Source organism: Lysinibacillus phoenicis (assembly GCF_047238325.1).
GTDB classification, from domain to species: domain Bacteria; phylum Bacillota; class Bacilli; order Bacillales_A; family Planococcaceae; genus Lysinibacillus; species Lysinibacillus irui.
Genome location: NZ_JBDFMP010000002.1, coordinates 1,069,247 through 1,086,950 on the forward strand (window position 1 = coordinate 1,069,247; position 17,704 = coordinate 1,086,950).

Annotated in this window: 17 protein-coding genes and 2 pseudogenes; 9 read left to right on the forward strand and 10 right to left on the reverse strand. The window is 40.3% G+C overall.

Going from position 1 to position 17,704, the window contains the following annotated elements; translation table 11 throughout:
* Positions 1-218: 218 nt before the first annotated feature.
* Positions 219-1,100, forward strand: a complete 882-nt coding sequence (locus ABC382_RS06890; RefSeq protein ID WP_274796598.1) for a LysR family transcriptional regulator — start codon at positions 219-221, stop codon at positions 1,098-1,100.
* 34 nt (positions 1,101-1,134) lie between these two features.
* Here ABC382_RS06890 and ABC382_RS06895 read toward each other — a convergent pair whose 3' ends face one another.
* Both ABC382_RS06895 and ABC382_RS06900 read right to left on the reverse strand, forming a co-directional pair.
* Positions 1,135-1,923 (reverse strand): DUF1835 domain-containing protein, encoded by a 789-nt coding sequence (locus ABC382_RS06895; protein ID WP_312507089.1) that lies wholly within the window; start codon positions 1,921-1,923, stop codon positions 1,135-1,137.
* A 12-nt stretch (positions 1,924-1,935) separates the two neighbouring features.
* On the reverse strand, positions 1,936-2,559 hold the full coding sequence (locus tag ABC382_RS06900; protein ID WP_322610506.1) for a LysE family translocator: 624 nt from the start codon (positions 2,557-2,559) through the stop codon (positions 1,936-1,938).
* Positions 2,560-2,771: 212 nt separating this feature from the next.
* On the opposite strand from ABC382_RS06900, the gene ABC382_RS06905 reads away from it, so the two are divergent.
* From ABC382_RS06905 to ABC382_RS06930, 6 genes are all read left to right on the forward strand, one after another.
* Positions 2,772-3,155 carry a sodium:proton antiporter gene (locus ABC382_RS06905; protein WP_274796595.1) on the forward strand — a complete coding sequence of 128 codons (384 nt, stop codon included), beginning with the start codon at positions 2,772-2,774 and terminating at the stop codon, positions 3,153-3,155.
* Between the two features lie 420 nt (positions 3,156-3,575).
* Positions 3,576-4,670, forward strand: coding sequence for a glutamate 5-kinase (proB, locus tag ABC382_RS06910; protein ID WP_322610505.1), 1,095 nt, complete (start codon positions 3,576-3,578; stop codon positions 4,668-4,670).
* A gap of 13 nt (positions 4,671-4,683) precedes the next feature.
* Positions 4,684-5,934, forward strand: coding sequence for a glutamate-5-semialdehyde dehydrogenase (locus ABC382_RS06915; RefSeq protein ID WP_412926686.1), 1,251 nt, complete (start codon positions 4,684-4,686; stop codon positions 5,932-5,934).
* A gap of 54 nt (positions 5,935-5,988) precedes the next feature.
* Positions 5,989-6,873 carry a DMT family transporter gene (locus ABC382_RS06920; protein WP_274796592.1) on the forward strand — a complete coding sequence of 295 codons (885 nt, stop codon included), beginning with the start codon at positions 5,989-5,991 and terminating at the stop codon, positions 6,871-6,873.
* Positions 6,873-7,835 (forward strand): carbohydrate kinase family protein, encoded by a 963-nt coding sequence (locus ABC382_RS06925; protein ID WP_322610503.1) that lies wholly within the window; start codon positions 6,873-6,875, stop codon positions 7,833-7,835. The genes ABC382_RS06920 and ABC382_RS06925 overlap by 1 nt, the downstream gene beginning before the upstream one ends.
* Before the next feature lie 63 nt (positions 7,836-7,898).
* Positions 7,899-8,288 (forward strand): RDD family protein, encoded by a 390-nt coding sequence (locus tag ABC382_RS06930; RefSeq protein ID WP_322610502.1) that lies wholly within the window; start codon positions 7,899-7,901, stop codon positions 8,286-8,288.
* Positions 8,289-8,431: 143 nt separating this feature from the next.
* Here the strand turns inward: ABC382_RS06930 and ABC382_RS06935 are convergent.
* The 3 genes and pseudogenes from ABC382_RS06935 to ABC382_RS06945 form a co-directional block, all read right to left on the reverse strand.
* Positions 8,432-8,551 (reverse strand): annotated as a pseudogene (locus ABC382_RS06935) (transposase); the annotation flags it as partial.
* Positions 8,545-8,775, reverse strand: a pseudogene (locus ABC382_RS06940) (transposase); the annotation flags it as partial. The pseudogenes ABC382_RS06935 and ABC382_RS06940, both read right to left, overlap by 7 nt.
* A gap of 373 nt (positions 8,776-9,148) precedes the next feature.
* Positions 9,149-9,580, reverse strand: a complete 432-nt coding sequence (locus tag ABC382_RS06945) for a GNAT family N-acetyltransferase (protein WP_274796589.1) — start codon at positions 9,578-9,580, stop codon at positions 9,149-9,151.
* 126 nt (positions 9,581-9,706) lie between these two features.
* Here ABC382_RS06945 and ABC382_RS06950 point away from each other — a divergent pair, with 126 nt between their 5' ends.
* Entirely contained in the window at positions 9,707-10,159 is a 453-nt protein-coding gene (locus ABC382_RS06950; protein WP_274796588.1) for a MarR family winged helix-turn-helix transcriptional regulator, read from the forward strand.
* 42 nt (positions 10,160-10,201) lie between these two features.
* On the opposite strand, the gene ABC382_RS06955 is transcribed toward ABC382_RS06950, so the two are convergent.
* Positions 10,202-11,557, reverse strand: a complete 1,356-nt coding sequence (locus ABC382_RS06955; protein WP_322605716.1) for an aspartate aminotransferase family protein — start codon at positions 11,555-11,557, stop codon at positions 10,202-10,204.
* A gap of 140 nt (positions 11,558-11,697) precedes the next feature.
* On the opposite strand from ABC382_RS06955, the gene ABC382_RS06960 reads away from it, so the two are divergent.
* Positions 11,698-13,335, forward strand: coding sequence for a PucR family transcriptional regulator (locus ABC382_RS06960; protein ID WP_274796586.1), 1,638 nt, complete (start codon positions 11,698-11,700; stop codon positions 13,333-13,335).
* Here the strand turns inward: ABC382_RS06960 and ABC382_RS06965 are convergent.
* From ABC382_RS06965 to ABC382_RS06980, 4 genes are read right to left on the reverse strand one after another with little or no spacing between them, the layout of a single operon-like run.
* Entirely contained in the window at positions 13,324-14,151 is an 828-nt protein-coding gene (locus ABC382_RS06965) for an ABC transporter permease (RefSeq protein ID WP_274796585.1), read from the reverse strand. The two genes, ABC382_RS06960 and ABC382_RS06965, sit on opposite strands and share 12 nt — an antisense overlap.
* A gap of 12 nt (positions 14,152-14,163) precedes the next feature.
* A complete protein-coding gene (locus ABC382_RS06970; RefSeq protein ID WP_312507094.1) occupies positions 14,164-15,105 on the reverse strand; it encodes an ABC transporter permease in 942 nt (313 codons plus the stop codon).
* Between the two features lie 16 nt (positions 15,106-15,121).
* On the reverse strand, positions 15,122-16,678 hold the full coding sequence (locus tag ABC382_RS06975; protein ID WP_274796583.1) for an ABC transporter substrate-binding protein: 1,557 nt from the start codon (positions 16,676-16,678) through the stop codon (positions 15,122-15,124).
* 17 nt (positions 16,679-16,695) lie between these two features.
* A complete protein-coding gene (locus ABC382_RS06980; protein ID WP_274796582.1) occupies positions 16,696-17,667 on the reverse strand; it encodes a P1 family peptidase in 972 nt (323 codons plus the stop codon).
* Positions 17,668-17,704 lie beyond the last annotated feature (37 nt).

Sequence of the window (17,704 nt, forward strand, 5' to 3'; positions counted from 1 at the left end):
TCATAATGTACAATTTATAGTTTTTATCAAATCAATGTGTATTGTGCATGAATGATGTCAGGTTAATGGCTGTACTATCACACTTTCTACTATTTAACTTTCCGATTCTTCTATTTAAAGGCAATGTCCTTTTAAAAATTTTTTGAACCCTATACTTCCAGACTGTTTCCCGTTATAATGCAGATAACTTAAAAATAACGAGAAAAGAGGTGAAACAAATGGAGTGGCAACAATTAGAATATTTTGTAACGGTTGCAAAGTTAGAGCATATGACACGAGCTGCCGAGGCATTAGCGATTTCACAGCCAGCACTTAGTCGTTCTATATCAAAGCTGGAAGAAGAATTAGGTGTACCGCTTTTCGACAGACAAGGGCGCTCAATCATGCTAAACCGATATGGTGAACTATTTTTATATCGCGTACAACGCATGCGTAAAGAATATGAAAAGGCTGTTTTAGAATTACAAGAGCTGAATAATCCAGAGCTTGGGGACGTATCACTTGGTTTTTTACATACGCTAGGAACGAGTATCGTACCAGATTTGATTCGCGCTTTTCGTCAGAAACACCCCCATATCCGTTTTCATTTCACGCAAAACTATTCCCATTCACAATTAAAGCAATTGCTGGCTGGTGAGTTAGATCTTTGCTTATTGGCTGCCATAGATACAGAGCCTCCCGTTTGCTGGAAAGAGCTGTGGCGTGATGAGCTCTTTATTATGGTGCCTATTGACCATCCACTAGCTCATCGCAAAAGCATTAAAATGAAGGAACTGGAGCATGAAAATTTTGTGCTCATGAAAAAGGGCTATGCTCTTCGCCGTTCTGCTGACCGCTTATTAAACGCGGCTGGCATAAAGCCTAAAATTTCTTATGAAGGCGATGAAGTATCTACCATTGCAGGTTTTGTTGGGGCTGGTCTCGGCGTTTCCTTACTACCAGATGATGAGGATTTAAATCCGAAGAAGATCGTTAAAATCCATGTTGAGGATATGGTATGTGAACGTATTATTGGCATGGCTTGGATTGACAATCGCTATTTGCCTCCATCAGCACGCCAATTTAAACAGTTTGTCTTCGATTTTTATGAAAAAAAATAAAAAGATCAGGGCTTTGGCTGCCCTGATCTTTTTATTAGCGTAATTTTACCTGATATGAAAAAATATCCGTTGTATCACCTTGCATCTCAAATAATCCTTGTTCGACGAGTGTTCGTAAGCGATACATTAGAAAATCATTCCCTATATAATGATTAACTGTTCCAGCTGTCTGAGCTAAAATTTGCGTCGGCATCAGCCATTCTTCCTTGTGCTGTAACTGCAGATTCTTTGCACTGGCGATAATGTATGCGTCCAGTGCCTCTTCCTCTACATGCTCCAGTTTATTTTTCCATAGTCGTAGTGTACTTGGCTGTCCTTTTATGTCTTCCCATTCTTTGGCAAGTTGTTGACATTCTTGAGTAGAAAATCGTTTTGCAACAGTGCGAAGCTTCATAAGCATGTCTGAGGAAAGCTCACCTGTCTGACGAATAGTAATATTTGGTTGAATACGTTGCATGCCCTCTGTGGCATCAATTCCATAGACCATACTACTTTTATGATTAAACTCACTCATCACATAGCGCAGTCCAATTTGTTCATGGGCATTATGGCTATACCAAACCCAAACATCCACATCACTTGGTAACGTTTCGATTTTCCCCTTCCAATTTTCATAGATATCATTGTATAATTGTTGGTCATCATCGTCCAACATATGCGTATCTAACCAATGTTTGCGTTCTTCAAAGCTCTGAAGAGGTCCAATCGAGAAATCATCATGGACACTTAGAACTGATTCATCACGCTGCAAACGATGTTGGCGTATGGCAAGCTTCAAGGAACCCTGAGTTGCTAAGCTAAAGGTAATATGTAAAATAGCCATGATCATTCCTCCCTATTGTTTACTAATAGCTATTTGTATCCCAATAAAAGTGAAGAGAATACCTTGAATCATATTTAATCGTTTTGCAATCACAGGCTGACCAATAATCACATTTCTAACCTTCCCTGCAAACAAACTAAATAAGATAAATAATACCAATGCTTGAACTAAAAATACTATACCCAAAATAAGCATTTGCAACGCAACATGTCCTTGTGAAGGATGAACAAACTGAGGTAGGAGCGCTAGGAAAAATAGCGATACTTTTGGATTTAAAATATTCATTAAAATCCCTTTTTTATACAACTTAACATAGGCTTGTACATTTTGCTGCTGCCAAGAAAATGGATCTCCTTTTGCACGAAATGATTGCCAAGCTAGATATAATAAATATGCTGCTCCTGCAAATTTTACAATAGAGAAAATAATAGTCGATTGATAAATAATCGCAGAGATACCGAGTACCGCTGCACTAATATGAACAAGAAGTCCCGTACATAATCCAAGTGATGTGGCAATACCAGCTTTTTTATCTTGTGTAATACTTTGCGCAAGCACAAACAAATTATCTGGCCCTGGCATTATCGTTAAAATAATCGCTGCACCTAAAAATGCGAATAACGTTGAAATTTCCACTACTTTCACTTCCTTCAACTTCTTTGAAAAACTATTTACATTATACTACACGACATTATTTTCACTAGATATAAGTTTATGTCTTTATTTAAATTTTTTCACGAACTTTAGCTTCACAAATTATGCTCGTTCAGACAATACTTTTCTCTCCTAATACATTATAATAGTAGAAACTCATGATTTTACAGATAATTTTCATAAGAGGTGATTGTATGGCAGTAAGTGATATTGTTACGCAATACGAGGATGAGCACGGGCAGGTTTATTATAAAATGACATCACATGACATTGAGGTTAAGGCTACACAAAACTCAGGACTAGCTCCCATTATTACCTATTGGATGGGAGAAAAAGACATAACGGATTCCATACGAAATTTGCGTTTCAGTCCACGTCCCCCATCTAGCTATATACAAGATTACGAAGAATTTCAAGCAATGCTTTATTCGAAGGAGCAGTATGCCATTAACCAGCTCTATGAACAAATGAGCATCAAGCCAAAAAATATGTCCTCCGGGAAACAAATCGTATGGAGTTTCTTTGTGATTGTTTTGGCCATGCTGCCACTTTTCATCGCTATTTGGTGGTTTAAATAATCGATTAGGTTCCCTTTTTATCACTTTTGCTCTTCACCCTCTTAACTTTTCAAAACTTTCAAGTAATTTGTCAATTCAACTTGACAGACCTTTGCAAGTAGTGCATCCTTTAGTCAATAGTTGAAAACAGTATGATGACAAAACGAATGAAGACTAGTAGTTAGTAACTCTTGTGAAGAGAGCAATGCCCATTGGCTGCAAGGCATTGTACAAGAAAGACTGATGAACCTACTTCGTGAAACGTCCTAGCCAAACTAGGCGCAGTCTCTAGCGTTATGAGAAAAGTGGAATGTCGCATGATATTCAATGTAGGTGGTACCACGGAAGGCAAGTCTTTTCGTCCTAATTTTTAGGATGAAAAGGCTTTTTTTATCTTGATGTAATATGCAGGAACGAACGTATTCAACTGGAGGTTGTGTGATGGAGAGAAAAAGAATTGTTGTTAAAATTGGCAGTAGCTCTTTAACGAACGCAAAAGGTGAAATCGATAAAGTTCGCTTAATGGATCACGTACAGGCAATCGCCGAATTAAAGAAACAGGGACATGAAGTTTTACTTGTCTCATCGGGTGCCGTCGCTGCGGGTTTTAAACAACTTGGCTACCCAGCTCGTCCTGTGACGGTGAAAGGTAAGCAGGCAGCGGCAGCGGTAGGGCAAAGTCTACTTATTCAAACGTACAGTGCTTTATTTAGTATCTATGATATTATGCCTGCACAGATTTTACTGACTCGCACAGACTTTTCTAAAAAAGAATGCTATAAAAATGCTTACGCGACGTTCGAGGAATTATTAGAACGCTCAATGTTACCTATCATTAATGAAAACGATACCGTATCTATTAGCGAATTAACTTTTGGTGATAATGATATGCTATCCGCTTTAGTAAGTGGTCTGGTCCATGCAGATCAACTCATTATTTTAACCGATATTAATGGCTTATATAACGCTAATCCCGCTAAAAATCCACAGGCTGAGCGCATTGATAAGTTAACAGCAATTACAGATGATTTGCTTCGCTTTGCAGAGGGTACAGGATCAAAGGTTGGCACGGGTGGCATGGCATCCAAGCTATTAGCAGCTCGAACTGCTTTACGTGCAGGTGTTAGGGTGTTTATTGGAACCGGTCATGGTGTTCAAAAACTTGTGGATATTTTAGCTGGTCATGGCGATGGAACCTATGTCGGTCATGATGAGCTTGCAGTGCTAACGAATCATAAACAGTGGATTGCACTTACGGAAGTTTCTGGTAAAATTTTTATAGATAATGGTGCTGAGCGAGCGTTAATGGACAATGGCAAAAGCCTTTTACCTGCCGGGGTGTACCGTGTAGAAGGAGATTTTATCAATGGTGACGTGGTCGAAGTCTATAGTGAAAATGGTTTATTAGGACGTGGTGAGGTGTTGTACTCATCTCTAGAGCTAGCTGTTGCTATGGGAAAACGGACAGATACATTGGTGAATTGTCCTAACGAGGTCATTCACAGAGATAAATGGCTGAAAATTCAAACGAATTAAGGAGGAATGAAAAATGACAAGTGAAATTCTAGAAAAAGGTCGTCTTGCAAAGGCCGCTAGTTACACGTTAAATAATAAAACTACCTGCGAAAAAAATGAGGCTTTGACAAAAATTGCCGAACAGCTTCTTATCGATCAGCCTATTATCCTAGCTGAAAATGCTAAGGATTTGGCACTCGGTGAGCAAAAAGGCATGTCCGCTTCTACATTGGACCGTATTATGCTTAATGAGGAGCGCATAGCGGCAATGGCAGATGCCATTCATTTGCTCGTCTCCTTAAACGATCCAGTAGGTACCATTGTGGAACGTATTGAGAAAGATAATGGGCTACGCATTGAAAAGCGAATTGTGCCACTCGGTGTTATTGGCATGATTTATGAGGCTCGCCCAAATGTCACAGTCGATGCAGCAACACTTTCTTTGAAAACGGGTAATGCTGTCATATTGCGCGGGAGCTCCTCCGCTAAAAGTTCAAATATGGCTCTTGTCGCAAGTATCCATCGTGCACTTGCCAAAACAGCCATGCCAACGGATGCGGTGCAATTAATTGAGGATACGCGTCGGGAAACAGCTAAAGAACTATTTCATTTAAAAGAGTACTTAGATGTACTCATTCCTCGTGGCGGCAAAGCGCTTATTGATTTAGTTGTTAATGAAGCGTCTGTCCCTGTCCTTGAAACAGGTGCAGGTAACTGTCACATTTATGTGGATCAAATGGCAGATTACATAAAAGCAGAAACCATTTGTCTGAATGCTAAAACACAGCGGCCCTCTGTCTGTAATGCAGCAGAAAGCTTACTGATCCACCCTACTTGGTTTAAGGCACACGGTGTTCAGCTTTTATCGTCTCTGTACGAAGCAGGTGTGACAATCATCGGTGATGAACAAGTGTGTCAGTCATTTAAGGACGCTCTTCCAGCTACGACAGATGACTATGCGACAGAGTACCTTGATTTAAAAATAAGTGTTAAGTTAGTCGAAAACGTCTATGAAGCGATTGAGCATATCCATCAATTTGGAACGAATCATTCTGAAGCTATTATTACGGAAGATTCATTGGTCGCAGAAACATTTTTAAACAATGTCGATGCAGCAGCGGTTTATCACAATGCCTCTACCCGCTTCACAGACGGCTTTGAATTTGGCTATGGCGCAGAAATTGGTATCAGTACGCAAAAGCTACATGCTCGTGGACCAATGGGCTTACCTGCCTTAACATCAACAAAATATTTTATTCATGGCAACGGTCAAATTCGAGAATAGCTATAACTCTCTTCCCTAGTTATAGATTGATAAAAAATAGAAAGAAGGTTTCGTATGAACATTTCAGCAATCATTAAATTAACTGTATCGATGGCTCTTTTTGGCTCCATTGGCTTTTTTACCGTTCATACTGGTGTTCCGGCTACAGAGCTTGTCTTTGTTAGATGCATTTGCGCAACCCTCTTTCTAGGAGGTATGTGGCTGATCACAGGTGGACATAAATCAGAGGTGTGGGATAAAAAAGAAATTCTTCAAACGATTATTTGCGGTGTCTTTATTGTTTTAAACTGGGTATTTTTATTTAAAGCCTTTGAAGAAATGTCAATTTCGATTGCAATTTCGATTTATAATTTAGCTCCTATTTTTGTTTTAATATTAGGCGCGATTTTTTTAAAGGAAAAGATGACTATTCAAGCGCTAGTGGCAACCATCACTTGCTTTATTGGTAGTATTTTTATTATTGGCTTACAGAATTTTGTGTCGTTCTCGGAGTTTATGCAATCGGGCTTTGTGTGGGCCTTACTTTCAGCTGTCTTTTATGCCCTCACCATGTTAACAAGCAAAACGATTACCAAGCTAAGCTCCTATGCATTAACTTATATTCAAACAACGGTTGGAATCGTCATGCTGCTGCCTTTCATTGATTTTGCACTCTTTGATGGCTTAACCTCAACGAATTGGTTTTATATTTTAGGCACAGGCTTTATTCATACTGGATTTGTTTATTATTTATTTTTTGATAGTATTCGTAGTCTTTCTACCATTCTTGTATCTGTATTAGTATTCGTCGACCCTGTTGTCGCGATTTTACTTGATATGCTGCTGCTTGATTTTATGCCAAGCATTGTGCAAACGATGGGCATTTTATTAATTTTCGGTGGTATTTTTTATACAATTTATGTTCCAAAGAAAAAGCGACTGCCACAGGAGGTCTCATAATGGGCAAACTCTTCACGATAGGAGAATTATTAATTGATTTTACACCAACACAGCAGCGAGGCTCTCTTACCGATATCGAGCACTTTACGAAACATGCCGGTGGAGCTCCTGCAAATGTAGCGGCGGTTTGTGCCAAACTGGGCCTGCAGGCTGCTCTGCTAACACAGGTGGGCCAGGATGCCTTTGGTGATTTCCTGATAAAAACATTACAGCAAGCAGGTGTAGATACTCAATTTATTCGTCAAACAACGGAGGGAGAAACAAGCCTTACTTTTGTATCATTAAATGAACAAGGGGATCGTGACTTTCAATTTTATCGCCGACATGCTGCGGACTTATTATACAAACAAGAATACCTCCCCTCACAGCTTTTAACTGCGAAGGATATTGTGCATTTTTGTTCTGTGAATCTTGTGGAAAGTCCTATGAAGAAAGCCCACCTTGCTTTTCTTGAACAGGCACATCAAGTGGGTAGCCTCGTTTCCTTTGACCCGAATGTGCGCCTACCTTTATGGCAGGATGAATCAGCTTGTCGTGAAACCATTTTAGCCTTCTTACCTCAAGCGCATCTGGTGAAGCTTTCAGCGGAGGAGCTTTTATTTCTAACCGCCATAGAGGATGAACAGAGGGCGGTCCTTCAATTATTCAATGGATATATAGCTGTCATCATTATTACACATGGTGCTGCCGGGGCCACATTATATACGAAAAATCTTCATGTTAAAGTTCCCGCTGACAAGGTGCAAGCCATTGATACAACGGGAGCAGGTGATGCTTTTATTGGCGCTATTCTAAGTCAATTCCTTCAACATCAACTAGAGGTAGAGGGGTTAGTGGCTTACTGTGAACTGGAGGCGACGTCCCTGCTATCTTTCGCAAACCGCTATGCAGGCTTATCAACTACGAAGCACGGGGCAATACCGTCTTATCCGGCACTACCACTGGAATTAAAAGTAGATTAACTCGAAACTTTACATCCCCTTTTTCGTATGTATTAGAGACAAGTCAATCTAAGGAGGTCTTTCATGGAATCGGTGACAAAAAAACGAGCAGCAGCTTTTTTAATTGATACAGCTATTTCAACGGCTGCTACGTTCGGTATTGAATATTTCCTACGAAAAAAGGTTAAAAATGAGGCTGTTCATGCACTAGTTACACCAACAGTCGTGTTGTGGGCACTCGAATATGCACAGCTCCGAAAAAACGGACAGACTATTGGCTACAAAGCAATGGGACTAGCACTTGAAAATGAAGATGGTCGTCCATTATCTTGCGCTCAAATTATTAAACGAATGGCTTATCGAGACACGATTAGTACGTTTGCTTATTTAAAAGATCGTCAAGCATTTGAGCAACAGCATGGACAGTGTCTGCCACATGATAGATTTGCACATACCGTTGTGAAAGAAATTTAGAGGAAGGCTACCCAACTACTTTGGATAACTCAGACTGTAGACAAAAGCCATCGAGAAGCTCACTCTCGATGGCTTTTGTCATTTTTCTTCCTATTTCATTTTTACTTCCAAACCACACATACTCTTCGAGCATATTTGCTCTCTTAAGCTTGTTGCCATGTCCAAGTAGCCAGCTTTTTCAAATTCATAGCAGCGAAAGTAAGCATCGCCTGCATGGACAATATTTTAAGACCTCTTAAGGTTGTCCATCGCATACCACGCTTTTGATGGTTTGACGCATGGACCGAATACCAAAAACTTAAAGAGAACAACAGGATCAATACTAGGACGCCCATAAACAGAGTAGAAGTTTTCTACTAAAGGATAGATAAATGAAAAAATCAATAGCAGCCTCTAGTTTTCGCACTAAATGATTGGTGAGAACTAATTGATCAATTGTTAACATTTCTAATTGTTCACGTTCATTGGTTTGATTTTTCGTCATCATGGTTGATCATTTCAATAGTTTACTTTTTATCAATAGGTAAATAAGGAGTGCTTTATGTATAAGTTGATTGGAACGAAGGGCGGCGACTCCTGCGGGAATAGCTGGAAAGTCGAGATCCTGGACTGAGCGAAGAGGGAAGTACTCGACCCCGCCCGCAGAAAGCGTCCGCCCGTAGTAGAAATCAACGGCTTACTTTATTTCATTGGAAAAGAAAAAAGACTGTAGACAAACTCAAAATCCATTGAATTTGTCTACAGTCTGGGCTATCCAACTACTGCAATATCCATTTATTCCATGCCTTCTCCCCTTTTAACTAAACAGCAAAAAAAGGTTACCTAGTCCCCGCTAAGTCTGGAAAATTACTGAAAAATGACTACCAGTATTTTTTCATTAGAATATGAGGGATGCCACAATCCATGAATTCTTCACCTTCACGCTGATAGCCTAATTTTTCATAAAAGCCCTCTGCATAGGATTGGGCATTTAGCTTTGCTTTTGTTAGGCCTTTATCTCGTGCGATTTGTTCTAAACCAACGATAATTTCTTTGCCAAGACCATATTTGCGGTATTCCTCCAAAACGCAAATACGCTCTAATTTGCCATAGCCCTCCACTACTCGAAGTCTACCTGTTCCAACAGGTTGCTCGTTGTAATAGACAAGAATATGATCACATGGTGCATCAAGCGCATCAAATTCATCATATTCTTCTTCCTCTGGGACTTGTTGCTCTTCGATAAAAACGTTACGTCGAAAATCAAACGCTGTTTGTAATTCTGCTTCAGTTGTTACCTTTTTTATACTCATGACTATTCCTCCTAGCTTCTTCTGCATCACCATCTTCCTTAGATGCAATTTCACGTTGAAGATGATACTATTAGTATAGAACGATTTTTATTGCAAATACAACAAAAATCTCAGGAGGATTAAAAAATGAAGGAAATCTTACGTGAAATAGGCGCGATTGCACGAGCATTAGATTCAATTAGTAATATTGAATTTAAGGAGTTAGATTTAACGAAGGGACAATATTTATATGTGATTCGAATTTGTGAAAACCCTGGCATCATTCAGGAAAAGGTCGCGGAGCTTTTGAAGGTGGATCGCACTACTGCTTCACGGGCTATTAAAAAATTAGAGACAAAGGGCTTTATTGAAAAACGTATTGAGCAGGGGAATAAGAAAAATAAATTACTCTTTCCAACTGCAAAAAGCTTGGACATTTATCCCTTTTTAAAACGGGAAGGTGAATACTCTAATGCGCGTGCACTCGAAGGGTTCTCGTCAGAGGAAATCGACAGCATCCACAGTCTTTTGACGCGTGTTTTGCATAATGTAGAAATAGATTGGGAAGAAGTGAAAAAAGGTCATAAACGACAATACTAAAGGCGATTCCCCGTGCTTCCACACGTCGGGAATCGCCTCCTGCTATGCATTAGCTGCAAATACTCTTTTTAATACCGCCACCATAAAGTCAACATCTTCATCGGTACAGCAAAGTGGTGGACTTAACGTAATGATATTATTGAAGCCCTCCACTGTATCGCCATTTTTCCCAACAATTAACCCATTTGCTTGACAATCAGCTATAATTTTTGCGATTAGTTCTGGCTTTGCCGGTGTTTGGGATTGTTTATCTTCCACTAGTTCGATGCCAATAAGTAAGCCTAGGCCACGAACATCTCCAACAAAAGGTAGCTCCAATAAGTCTTGCAAATCATGTAGGAATTGAATACCCAAATCTCTTGCTCGTTGTACAAGGCCCTCTTCCTCCAAAATTTTAATGTTTTCTAAAGCTACTGCACAGGCTGCTGGATTACCTCCGAACGTATTAATATGTCGAAAATGGCTATAGCCATCCATCTCTTTAAATTTTTCGTAAATATCTTTGCGTACTGCTGTAATGGATAACGGTAGATAGGCACTCGTTAATCCTTTTGCCATAGTAATGACATCAGGTCGAATATCGAAATGTTGATGACCAAAGAGCTTCCCTGTTCGCCCGAAGCCACATATTACTTCATCGATAATAAGTAATACGCCATGTTTTCTACAAATGCGCTCTACTTCCTTGACATATGTAGGGTGTGGGATAAGAACACCACCACCTGTTATCAGTGGCTCCATGATGACAGCGGCAATCGTTTCTTTTTGCTCCCAAATAATCTTTTCCTCCATTTCACGGGCACACGCTATATTGTAGGCCTCAACCGATTGCCCTTTTGGACGCCGATAATGATCTGGTGGGGCAACATGCAAGAAACCAGGTGTTAACGGCTCATACTTATATTTTCGTAATGCCTGCCCTGTGGCAGCTAATGCCCCAAGTGAGCTACCATGATAGCCCCGATAGCGAGCGATGATTTTATAGCGGGTCCCCTCCCCATTTTGTTGATGGTATTGGCGTATTATTTTAAAGGCCACCTCATTGGCATCAGAGCCGCTATTGGAATAAAACATCATATAGTCATCTTCTAATAAGCTATTAATTTTTTCAGCAAGTCGGATGGCAGGTTCATGACTTTGTGTTAAAGGAGCATAGCAAAGCTTTTTCAACTGCTCATAGGCAACCTTGGCAAGACGCTCACGTCCATAGCCCACATTAACGGCCCATAAGCCTGACATGCCATCTAAAAAGCGATTGCCTAAACTATCGGTAATCCATGCGCCTTCTCCCTGTTCAATGATTATGGGCGCCCTGTCATTATGCATAGACATGTGATGCCAAACGTTTTCATGATCCTTTTGTTGTAAGGTATGTGTGAACTGATCGTTTCGCTCCATATCATGACCTCCAATCATGTATCATTGATGTCTTTTGATCTATCACCATTTTCCCTATTAATCGAGTTAATATTGAAATTTTCTGATTTATCTAACATAATAAAATAGACATTGTACATTCGAAGGGCAGGTGCTAAATTATGTCCAAACATCCTCTACTCGTACGTGATGTCCTCAAGCGTAAGCATTTTGAATCAGCGAAGCTCATTGCAGGACAGCAGGGTCTTGATCGTCAAGTTCTATGGACACATATTTTAGAAATAAAAAATGTTGACACTTTAATCAATGGTGGTGAACTGATTTTAACCACTGGTGTCGGTTTACAATTAGAACGTGAAACACAAATTGCCTACTTACAAAATCTGATACGCAATGAAGCTGCAGGTCTTTGTATTGAAATTGGAGACTATTTTGACCATGTCCCCGCAGAATTGATTGCCATGGCGAATGCCCATCATTTCCCTATTATCATCTTTGAAGAAATTGTACGATTTATCGATATTACGCAAGATTTACACACGTACATAATTAATCAACACCAGCAGGCACTTACACAGCTAGATACCTTATCCAAAACTTTTATGGAATTATCATTAATGCCGAATGGTATTTTAAAAATTTTACAAGTCCTCTATCAAGATACAGAGGCATCCTTTTTATTTGTCTCGGAAGATACTAAAAGCTTTTACTACCCTGTCGAGGCTAAAAAATTCTTACGTGTTATGGAGGAGCATTGTCAGCAGTTAGAACTACAAAAGCCCTTGCACCTTTTATCGATTGACGGGGATCATTTTGTCATTATTCCTGTCAATGGACTTGGACAAGTATGGGGCTATTTATGTATGCATTCTGGACTGCCAAAGCCGAGTGATTACACTCTATTAAACCTTGAACGCGCAACGATGTCGATTGCCCATATTTTAATGCGCAACCGCATGCTTCAGGAGCGCCAGCAAAGCCGAGAGGATGAGTTTATTCTTGCCTTAATTCAAGGTCAGCCAGTAGATATTCAGTACTATCAAAGCTATTTACCTATCGAAAGTCGTAATTTATTTTACCGAGTCATCGTGTTCAATCTACATGATGTAGCTAACGTTGTACCTGAAGAAGAGTGGCAGGAAATCCAATTGCAAAATGCCATGTATGTTCGTTCTATTTTAAAAAAACTAGGATTTTTCCCTACCGTATCGGTAAGACAGCATGAAATTATTATTTTAGCCTTTTACATTGCCGCAGATTATATGAAAGACAATCGGGATGCCTTCGATCAAGCAATTTCACAGATTACTGCTAGACGAGCTGCACAGTTTTTTGAGCAGCTCACCCTCAGCTGTGGCATAAGTCATGTCTATCAAGCAATCGAGAGTGTTCATCTTGGCTATAAGGAGGCTAAATCGGTCATCCAAATGCAGCATCATCAATTGACAAGCTCTATCTATTATAAGGATTTAGGTGTTTATCGATTATTATTACAGCAGGATCAAACTACCCTCCTGCAATATGTGAAAGATTATTTACAAGAGATTTTGCTGCTAGATCAGAAAAGTAGCCATGATTTATTTCAAACATTGGCAGTATATTTAACATGTAATGGGGCTAAAAATGATACGGCGGAACAACTGTATATCGTTCGTCAAACTCTTTATAAACGAATCGAACGGCTAGAAGGTATATTAGGTGCTGATTTTTTACAAGCTCCGCACCGCCTAAATATTGAAATGGCCGTTAAGGCATATGCGCTCTTGCAAAAAACAGCACCTGATTTATTACGATTTTGAACGTGGGTCCATAAAATCTCGTAAAGCGTTACTAAGCATATATAAACCGAGAACAAGAATTGTAATGGCTCCTCCAGGGGCATACGTATACCAAGGGGCACCTATTAGATAAGCTTGTGAATCTTTTAACATTCTGCCCCAGCTAGGGTTTGGTGGCTGTACCCCAAGCCCTAAATAGCTTAGGGCTGCCTCAGCTAGCATCGCAGTTGCAAATGTCACAGTTGCTGCAACAATAATTTGCGACGAAATGTTCGGCAAAATATGACGGAACATAATGCTATGAGGCTTAACACCAATTAATTTTGCTGCTAGCACATATTCCGAATCCCGTTGCTGCACAAAGCCACTTCGTGCAATCCTCGCAATAGCAGGTATTGCGATAATGCCAAGTGCTATGGCGGTATTCGTAATACCTGGACCAAATACTGCCACAAGCATTAATGCTAATATAATGCCTGGAAAGGCCATTAACGCATCCATCGTCCGCATAAAAATTTCATCGATCCAGCCCCCAACATAGCCTGCAATCCCTCCGATCAGGATGCCAAACACCGTGCCAATTGCTACGGTTAATAGACCCACTGCAAAGGCTGTTTGTGTCCCCTTCATAATGCGGCTAAAAATATCACGCCCGAACTCATCTGTGCCAAACATATATGCACCACCAGGCCCACGCAATTTTTCTGGTATATTCATCGCGTTGACATCATGGGGTGTATAAAAAAAGCTAACAATCATGATGAGTAGAAAGCCAACAATCACGAGGAGACCAATGACTAAATTGATTTTTTTAGTATAGCGCTGTAGTTGTTTCATTGTAGCCACCTCTTAACGTAATCGAATTCTAGGGTCCAACACAGAATATAAAACATCAACGATAAAATTAATCATAACGACAGCTACTGTAATATACATGACAATTCCCTGTACAAGAGGGAAATCACGATTACTAATAGCCGTAATAAGAAGCTGACCGATTCCTGGTAATGAAAACACTTGCTCCACGATAATTGTGCCCGCTACAACCTCTGCCATTATCAAACCAAAAACCGTTAAAATCGGTATCATTGAATTTTTCAATACATGCTTATACATCACATTTTGTTCAGACATACCCTTACTGCGAATGGTGCGGACATAATCGAGCTGGACCTGCTCCAAAATAGCTGTTCGGACATAACGGAAATTAACAGCAATTTGTGGGATCGCTATCGTTAAAGCTGGCAGGATTAGTGTACTTAGCGCCCCTGTTACACTTTGCGTCCAAGGAATATAGCCACTAATTTTAAAGAAGCTGAACTGTAGGCCAATGTAAAGAATAAGCATCATCCCTAGCCAAAAGGATGGTACGGCCATACCAATTTGTGTAACGGTCGATAATGACACATCACTTAATTTATTTTGTCTTCTTGCAGCAAACATTCCTAAGGGTAAGGAAATGATTAAGACAATGATGAGCGTGAGCCCTGCTAAAGACATGGTGACAGGAAGCCGATCAAATAATAACTCTTTTACAGGCATGGAAAATCGAATGGAATCCCCTAATTGCCCTGTCAATAAGCCCTTCATCCAATCCACATATTGTTCATAAAGAGGACGATCCAAGCCAAGCTCAGATCGTAAATTTTCAATTTGTGTGGAATCCGCCTCAGTTCCCAACATTGTTCGAACCGGATCACCAGGTAATATTTGAAAAACACCAAATGTAATAATGGATACTAGAAGGATGGTTGTTATTAACAGGATGATTCGGCGTAGGATATACATCATCAGCATTCATCCCTTTCTAGTTTGAAAACTTAACCTCTGACATATCATGGAACCAGAATGGATAGCTCTTAAGCCCCGTCACTTGTTTGTCAGAACCCCAAACGATTTGGTAATCAGCAATATAAACTGCTGTGGCTTGCTCTGCTAAAATTTCCTGTGCTCGATGATAATAGTCTATTTGTTTTGCCTGATCTGTTTCCTTTAACACATCAGCCATAATTTTGTCGTATTCCTCATTTTTAAATAAGAAGAAGTTTTCGCTATCATTGGTAGAAATGTAATCATTCAAAATTTCGTAGGCAGATGCACGACCTGTTAAATCAATCGTTGTCATTTCATAATCGCGACCAAAGTAAACGCGATCTAGCCAAATGCCCCATTCCACTACTTCAATTTCGACATCAATGCCGATTTCTTGTAAATTCGCCACGACAATTTGTGCAATATTTGAGTAAATATCATTATGCGAAGATACCGTAATCTTTGTTTTAAAGCCATCCGGATAACCAGCTTCTGCTAATAATGCTTTCGCTTTTTCCACGTCTCGTTCATACATACTTTCTAAGCCCTTCTTTTGGAAATCGCCCATTGCTGGACTCATATTAGAGCCAAGTGGTACAGCATAGCCTGCAAATACAGAATCAATGATATCGGCTTTACTAATCGCGTAGTTGATTGCTTGACGTACCTTGACATTATCAAATGGTGCCTTTGTTTCATTAAACGTAACGATTAAGGAGGAGTTATTATTTTGATGTGATAAATTATAGCTAGCCTCCACCTCGCTAACCCGGTGCCAAGGTACGCTCGTTAAATCTACTTCATTGGCCATCAAGCTCATAATCGCAGCCTGATCATCCGATTGAAAGGCAAAGGTAACTTTATTTAGGTAAGGCAATCCTTCCTGCCAGTAGTGCTCATTTTTCTTGAGCTCTAAGTTGGTACCAGGTGCGTATTTCACAAAGGCAAATGGGCCTGTGCCGATTGGATTTTCATTATGCTTCCCATCATTACTTTTAGGAATAATGGCTGACTGTCTTGCTGTTAATGAATACAGGAAATTTGAATTTGGCTCTTTTAGCTTTATAACAAATGTATTGGCATCTGGTGCCTCTGTAGATGCTACATTATCAAAGTTATTGGACATTTTTTCCCCTCCGTTTTTCCCCATTAAACGGTCAAAGGAATATTGAATATCCTCCATCGTTACATCATCGCCATTATGAAACTTCACGCCTTGACGAATTTTAAACGTATACGTTAAACCATCCTCAGAAATTTCGTAGCTCTCTGCCAGCCCTTCTTTTAGCGAGCCATCCGTTTCGGGTGCCATCAGTCCCTCAAAAATATTCAAAATCATTTGATAGGAAATGGACGCTGTTGCTTTATGTGGATCTAAAAAATCAGGATCATCATTGACACGTACAACGATTTCCTGTGGAACATCTGTAGTCGTTTGACCATCTGAAGTCCCTGTGCTTGCAGCATTTTTCTCTCCATCACTTGAACACGCACTCATCACCAATGCCATGATGAAAGTTATTAGCATAAACCCTCTGTTTTTCAATTTCATGGTCGTTCCCCCTTTTCCTAAGTGCTTCTATTTTGAATGCTCGTATAGCTTTCAACATCTGCTAATTTTTCTGCAGCTTTAATACCAGCGAGAATGGCTTCCTCCATGACCTTTGTTGCTAAATGCCCTAAATAATCAAGCGCATAGCATTGATCTCCTGTACCGAGCACAAAAATTGTATCGCCATCGAGCATCGTGTGGACAGGATAAATCGTTCGTGCTAAAGCATTTTGTGTAAGCTGGGCAATCTTTTTAGCCTCCGCTTTCGTAAGCTTCGCATTCACTGCCACAACGCCAATGGTTGTATTCGTGCCAGCTAATGCCTCCGATTGAGCATGCTGCTCTAAATAGGTACAGCAGTCTAGCCACTGTCCTGATTGAGCATCTCTTGCTCCTGCTAAAATTTCCCTTGTAGCAGGATCCTTGATATCACCCACTGCATTGACAGCTACGATAGCACCCGCTACTAGACCATCTTTACCAGCATAGGAAGCACTACCAAGTCCACCCTTCATCGCAAAGTCAGGTCCTGCTAGTTTTCCAACCGTTGCGCCATAGCCAGCGCCGACATTGCCGTTTGGAAATGATCCAACTTGTGCTGCTTTTGCTGCTTCATAGCCCATAAGTGCAGTTGGTCGAGCTTGAGGATCTCCAATAAATAAATCGAACAATACAGCACTTGGAACAATAGGAATTTTTGCCACACCTGCATCTACTCCAATCCCTTGCTCCTCTAGAAACTGCATAACTCCTGTCGCCGCATCTAAACCAAAAGCACTCCCCCCAGATAAACAAATACCATGTACACGGTCAATCTCATTGATTGGGTCTAATGCATCCGTTTCACGAGTACCTGGTGCAGAGCCTCGGACATCCACCCCACATACTGCTCCGTGCTCCACTAAAAGTGCCGTGCAGCCAGTAATTCCTTCCTTGTTTTCCCTATGTCCCACCTTAATTCCAGGAACATCAGTTATATTGCCAAACATCACCAACACCTCAACCTTAAATAGTTTTAATATTCAG

What these genes read in the sequence shown, in the direction of transcription:
- ABC382_RS06925 (WP_322610503.1), top strand. Translation starts at nt 6,873, where the DNA reads ATGGGCAAACTCTTCACGATAGGAGAATTATTAATTGATTTTACACCA.
- ABC382_RS06970 (WP_312507094.1), bottom strand. Translation starts at nt 15,105, where the DNA reads ATGATGTATATCCTACGCCGAATCATCCTGTTAATAACAACCATCCTT.
- ABC382_RS06890 (WP_274796598.1), top strand. Translation starts at nt 219, where the DNA reads ATGGAGTGGCAACAATTAGAATATTTTGTAACGGTTGCAAAGTTAGAG.
- ABC382_RS06915 (WP_412926686.1), top strand. Translation starts at nt 4,684, where the DNA reads ATGACAAGTGAAATTCTAGAAAAAGGTCGTCTTGCAAAGGCCGCTAGT.
- ABC382_RS06920 (WP_274796592.1), top strand. Translation starts at nt 5,989, where the DNA reads ATGAACATTTCAGCAATCATTAAATTAACTGTATCGATGGCTCTTTTT.
- ABC382_RS06960 (WP_274796586.1), top strand. Translation starts at nt 11,698, where the DNA reads ATGTCCAAACATCCTCTACTCGTACGTGATGTCCTCAAGCGTAAGCAT.
- ABC382_RS06905 (WP_274796595.1), top strand. Translation starts at nt 2,772, where the DNA reads ATGGCAGTAAGTGATATTGTTACGCAATACGAGGATGAGCACGGGCAG.
- ABC382_RS06980 (WP_274796582.1), bottom strand. Translation starts at nt 17,667, where the DNA reads ATGTTTGGCAATATAACTGATGTTCCTGGAATTAAGGTGGGACATAGG.
- ABC382_RS06930 (WP_322610502.1), top strand. Translation starts at nt 7,899, where the DNA reads ATGGAATCGGTGACAAAAAAACGAGCAGCAGCTTTTTTAATTGATACA.
- ABC382_RS06965 (WP_274796585.1), bottom strand. Translation starts at nt 14,151, where the DNA reads ATGAAACAACTACAGCGCTATACTAAAAAAATCAATTTAGTCATTGGT.
- ABC382_RS06955 (WP_322605716.1), bottom strand. Translation starts at nt 11,557, where the DNA reads ATGGAGCGAAACGATCAGTTCACACATACCTTACAACAAAAGGATCAT.
- ABC382_RS06945 (WP_274796589.1), bottom strand. Translation starts at nt 9,580, where the DNA reads ATGAGTATAAAAAAGGTAACAACTGAAGCAGAATTACAAACAGCGTTT.
- ABC382_RS06950 (WP_274796588.1), top strand. Translation starts at nt 9,707, where the DNA reads ATGAAGGAAATCTTACGTGAAATAGGCGCGATTGCACGAGCATTAGAT.
- proB (WP_322610505.1), top strand. Translation starts at nt 3,576, where the DNA reads ATGGAGAGAAAAAGAATTGTTGTTAAAATTGGCAGTAGCTCTTTAACG.
- ABC382_RS06895 (WP_312507089.1), bottom strand. Translation starts at nt 1,923, where the DNA reads ATGGCTATTTTACATATTACCTTTAGCTTAGCAACTCAGGGTTCCTTG.
- ABC382_RS06975 (WP_274796583.1), bottom strand. Translation starts at nt 16,678, where the DNA reads ATGAAATTGAAAAACAGAGGGTTTATGCTAATAACTTTCATCATGGCA.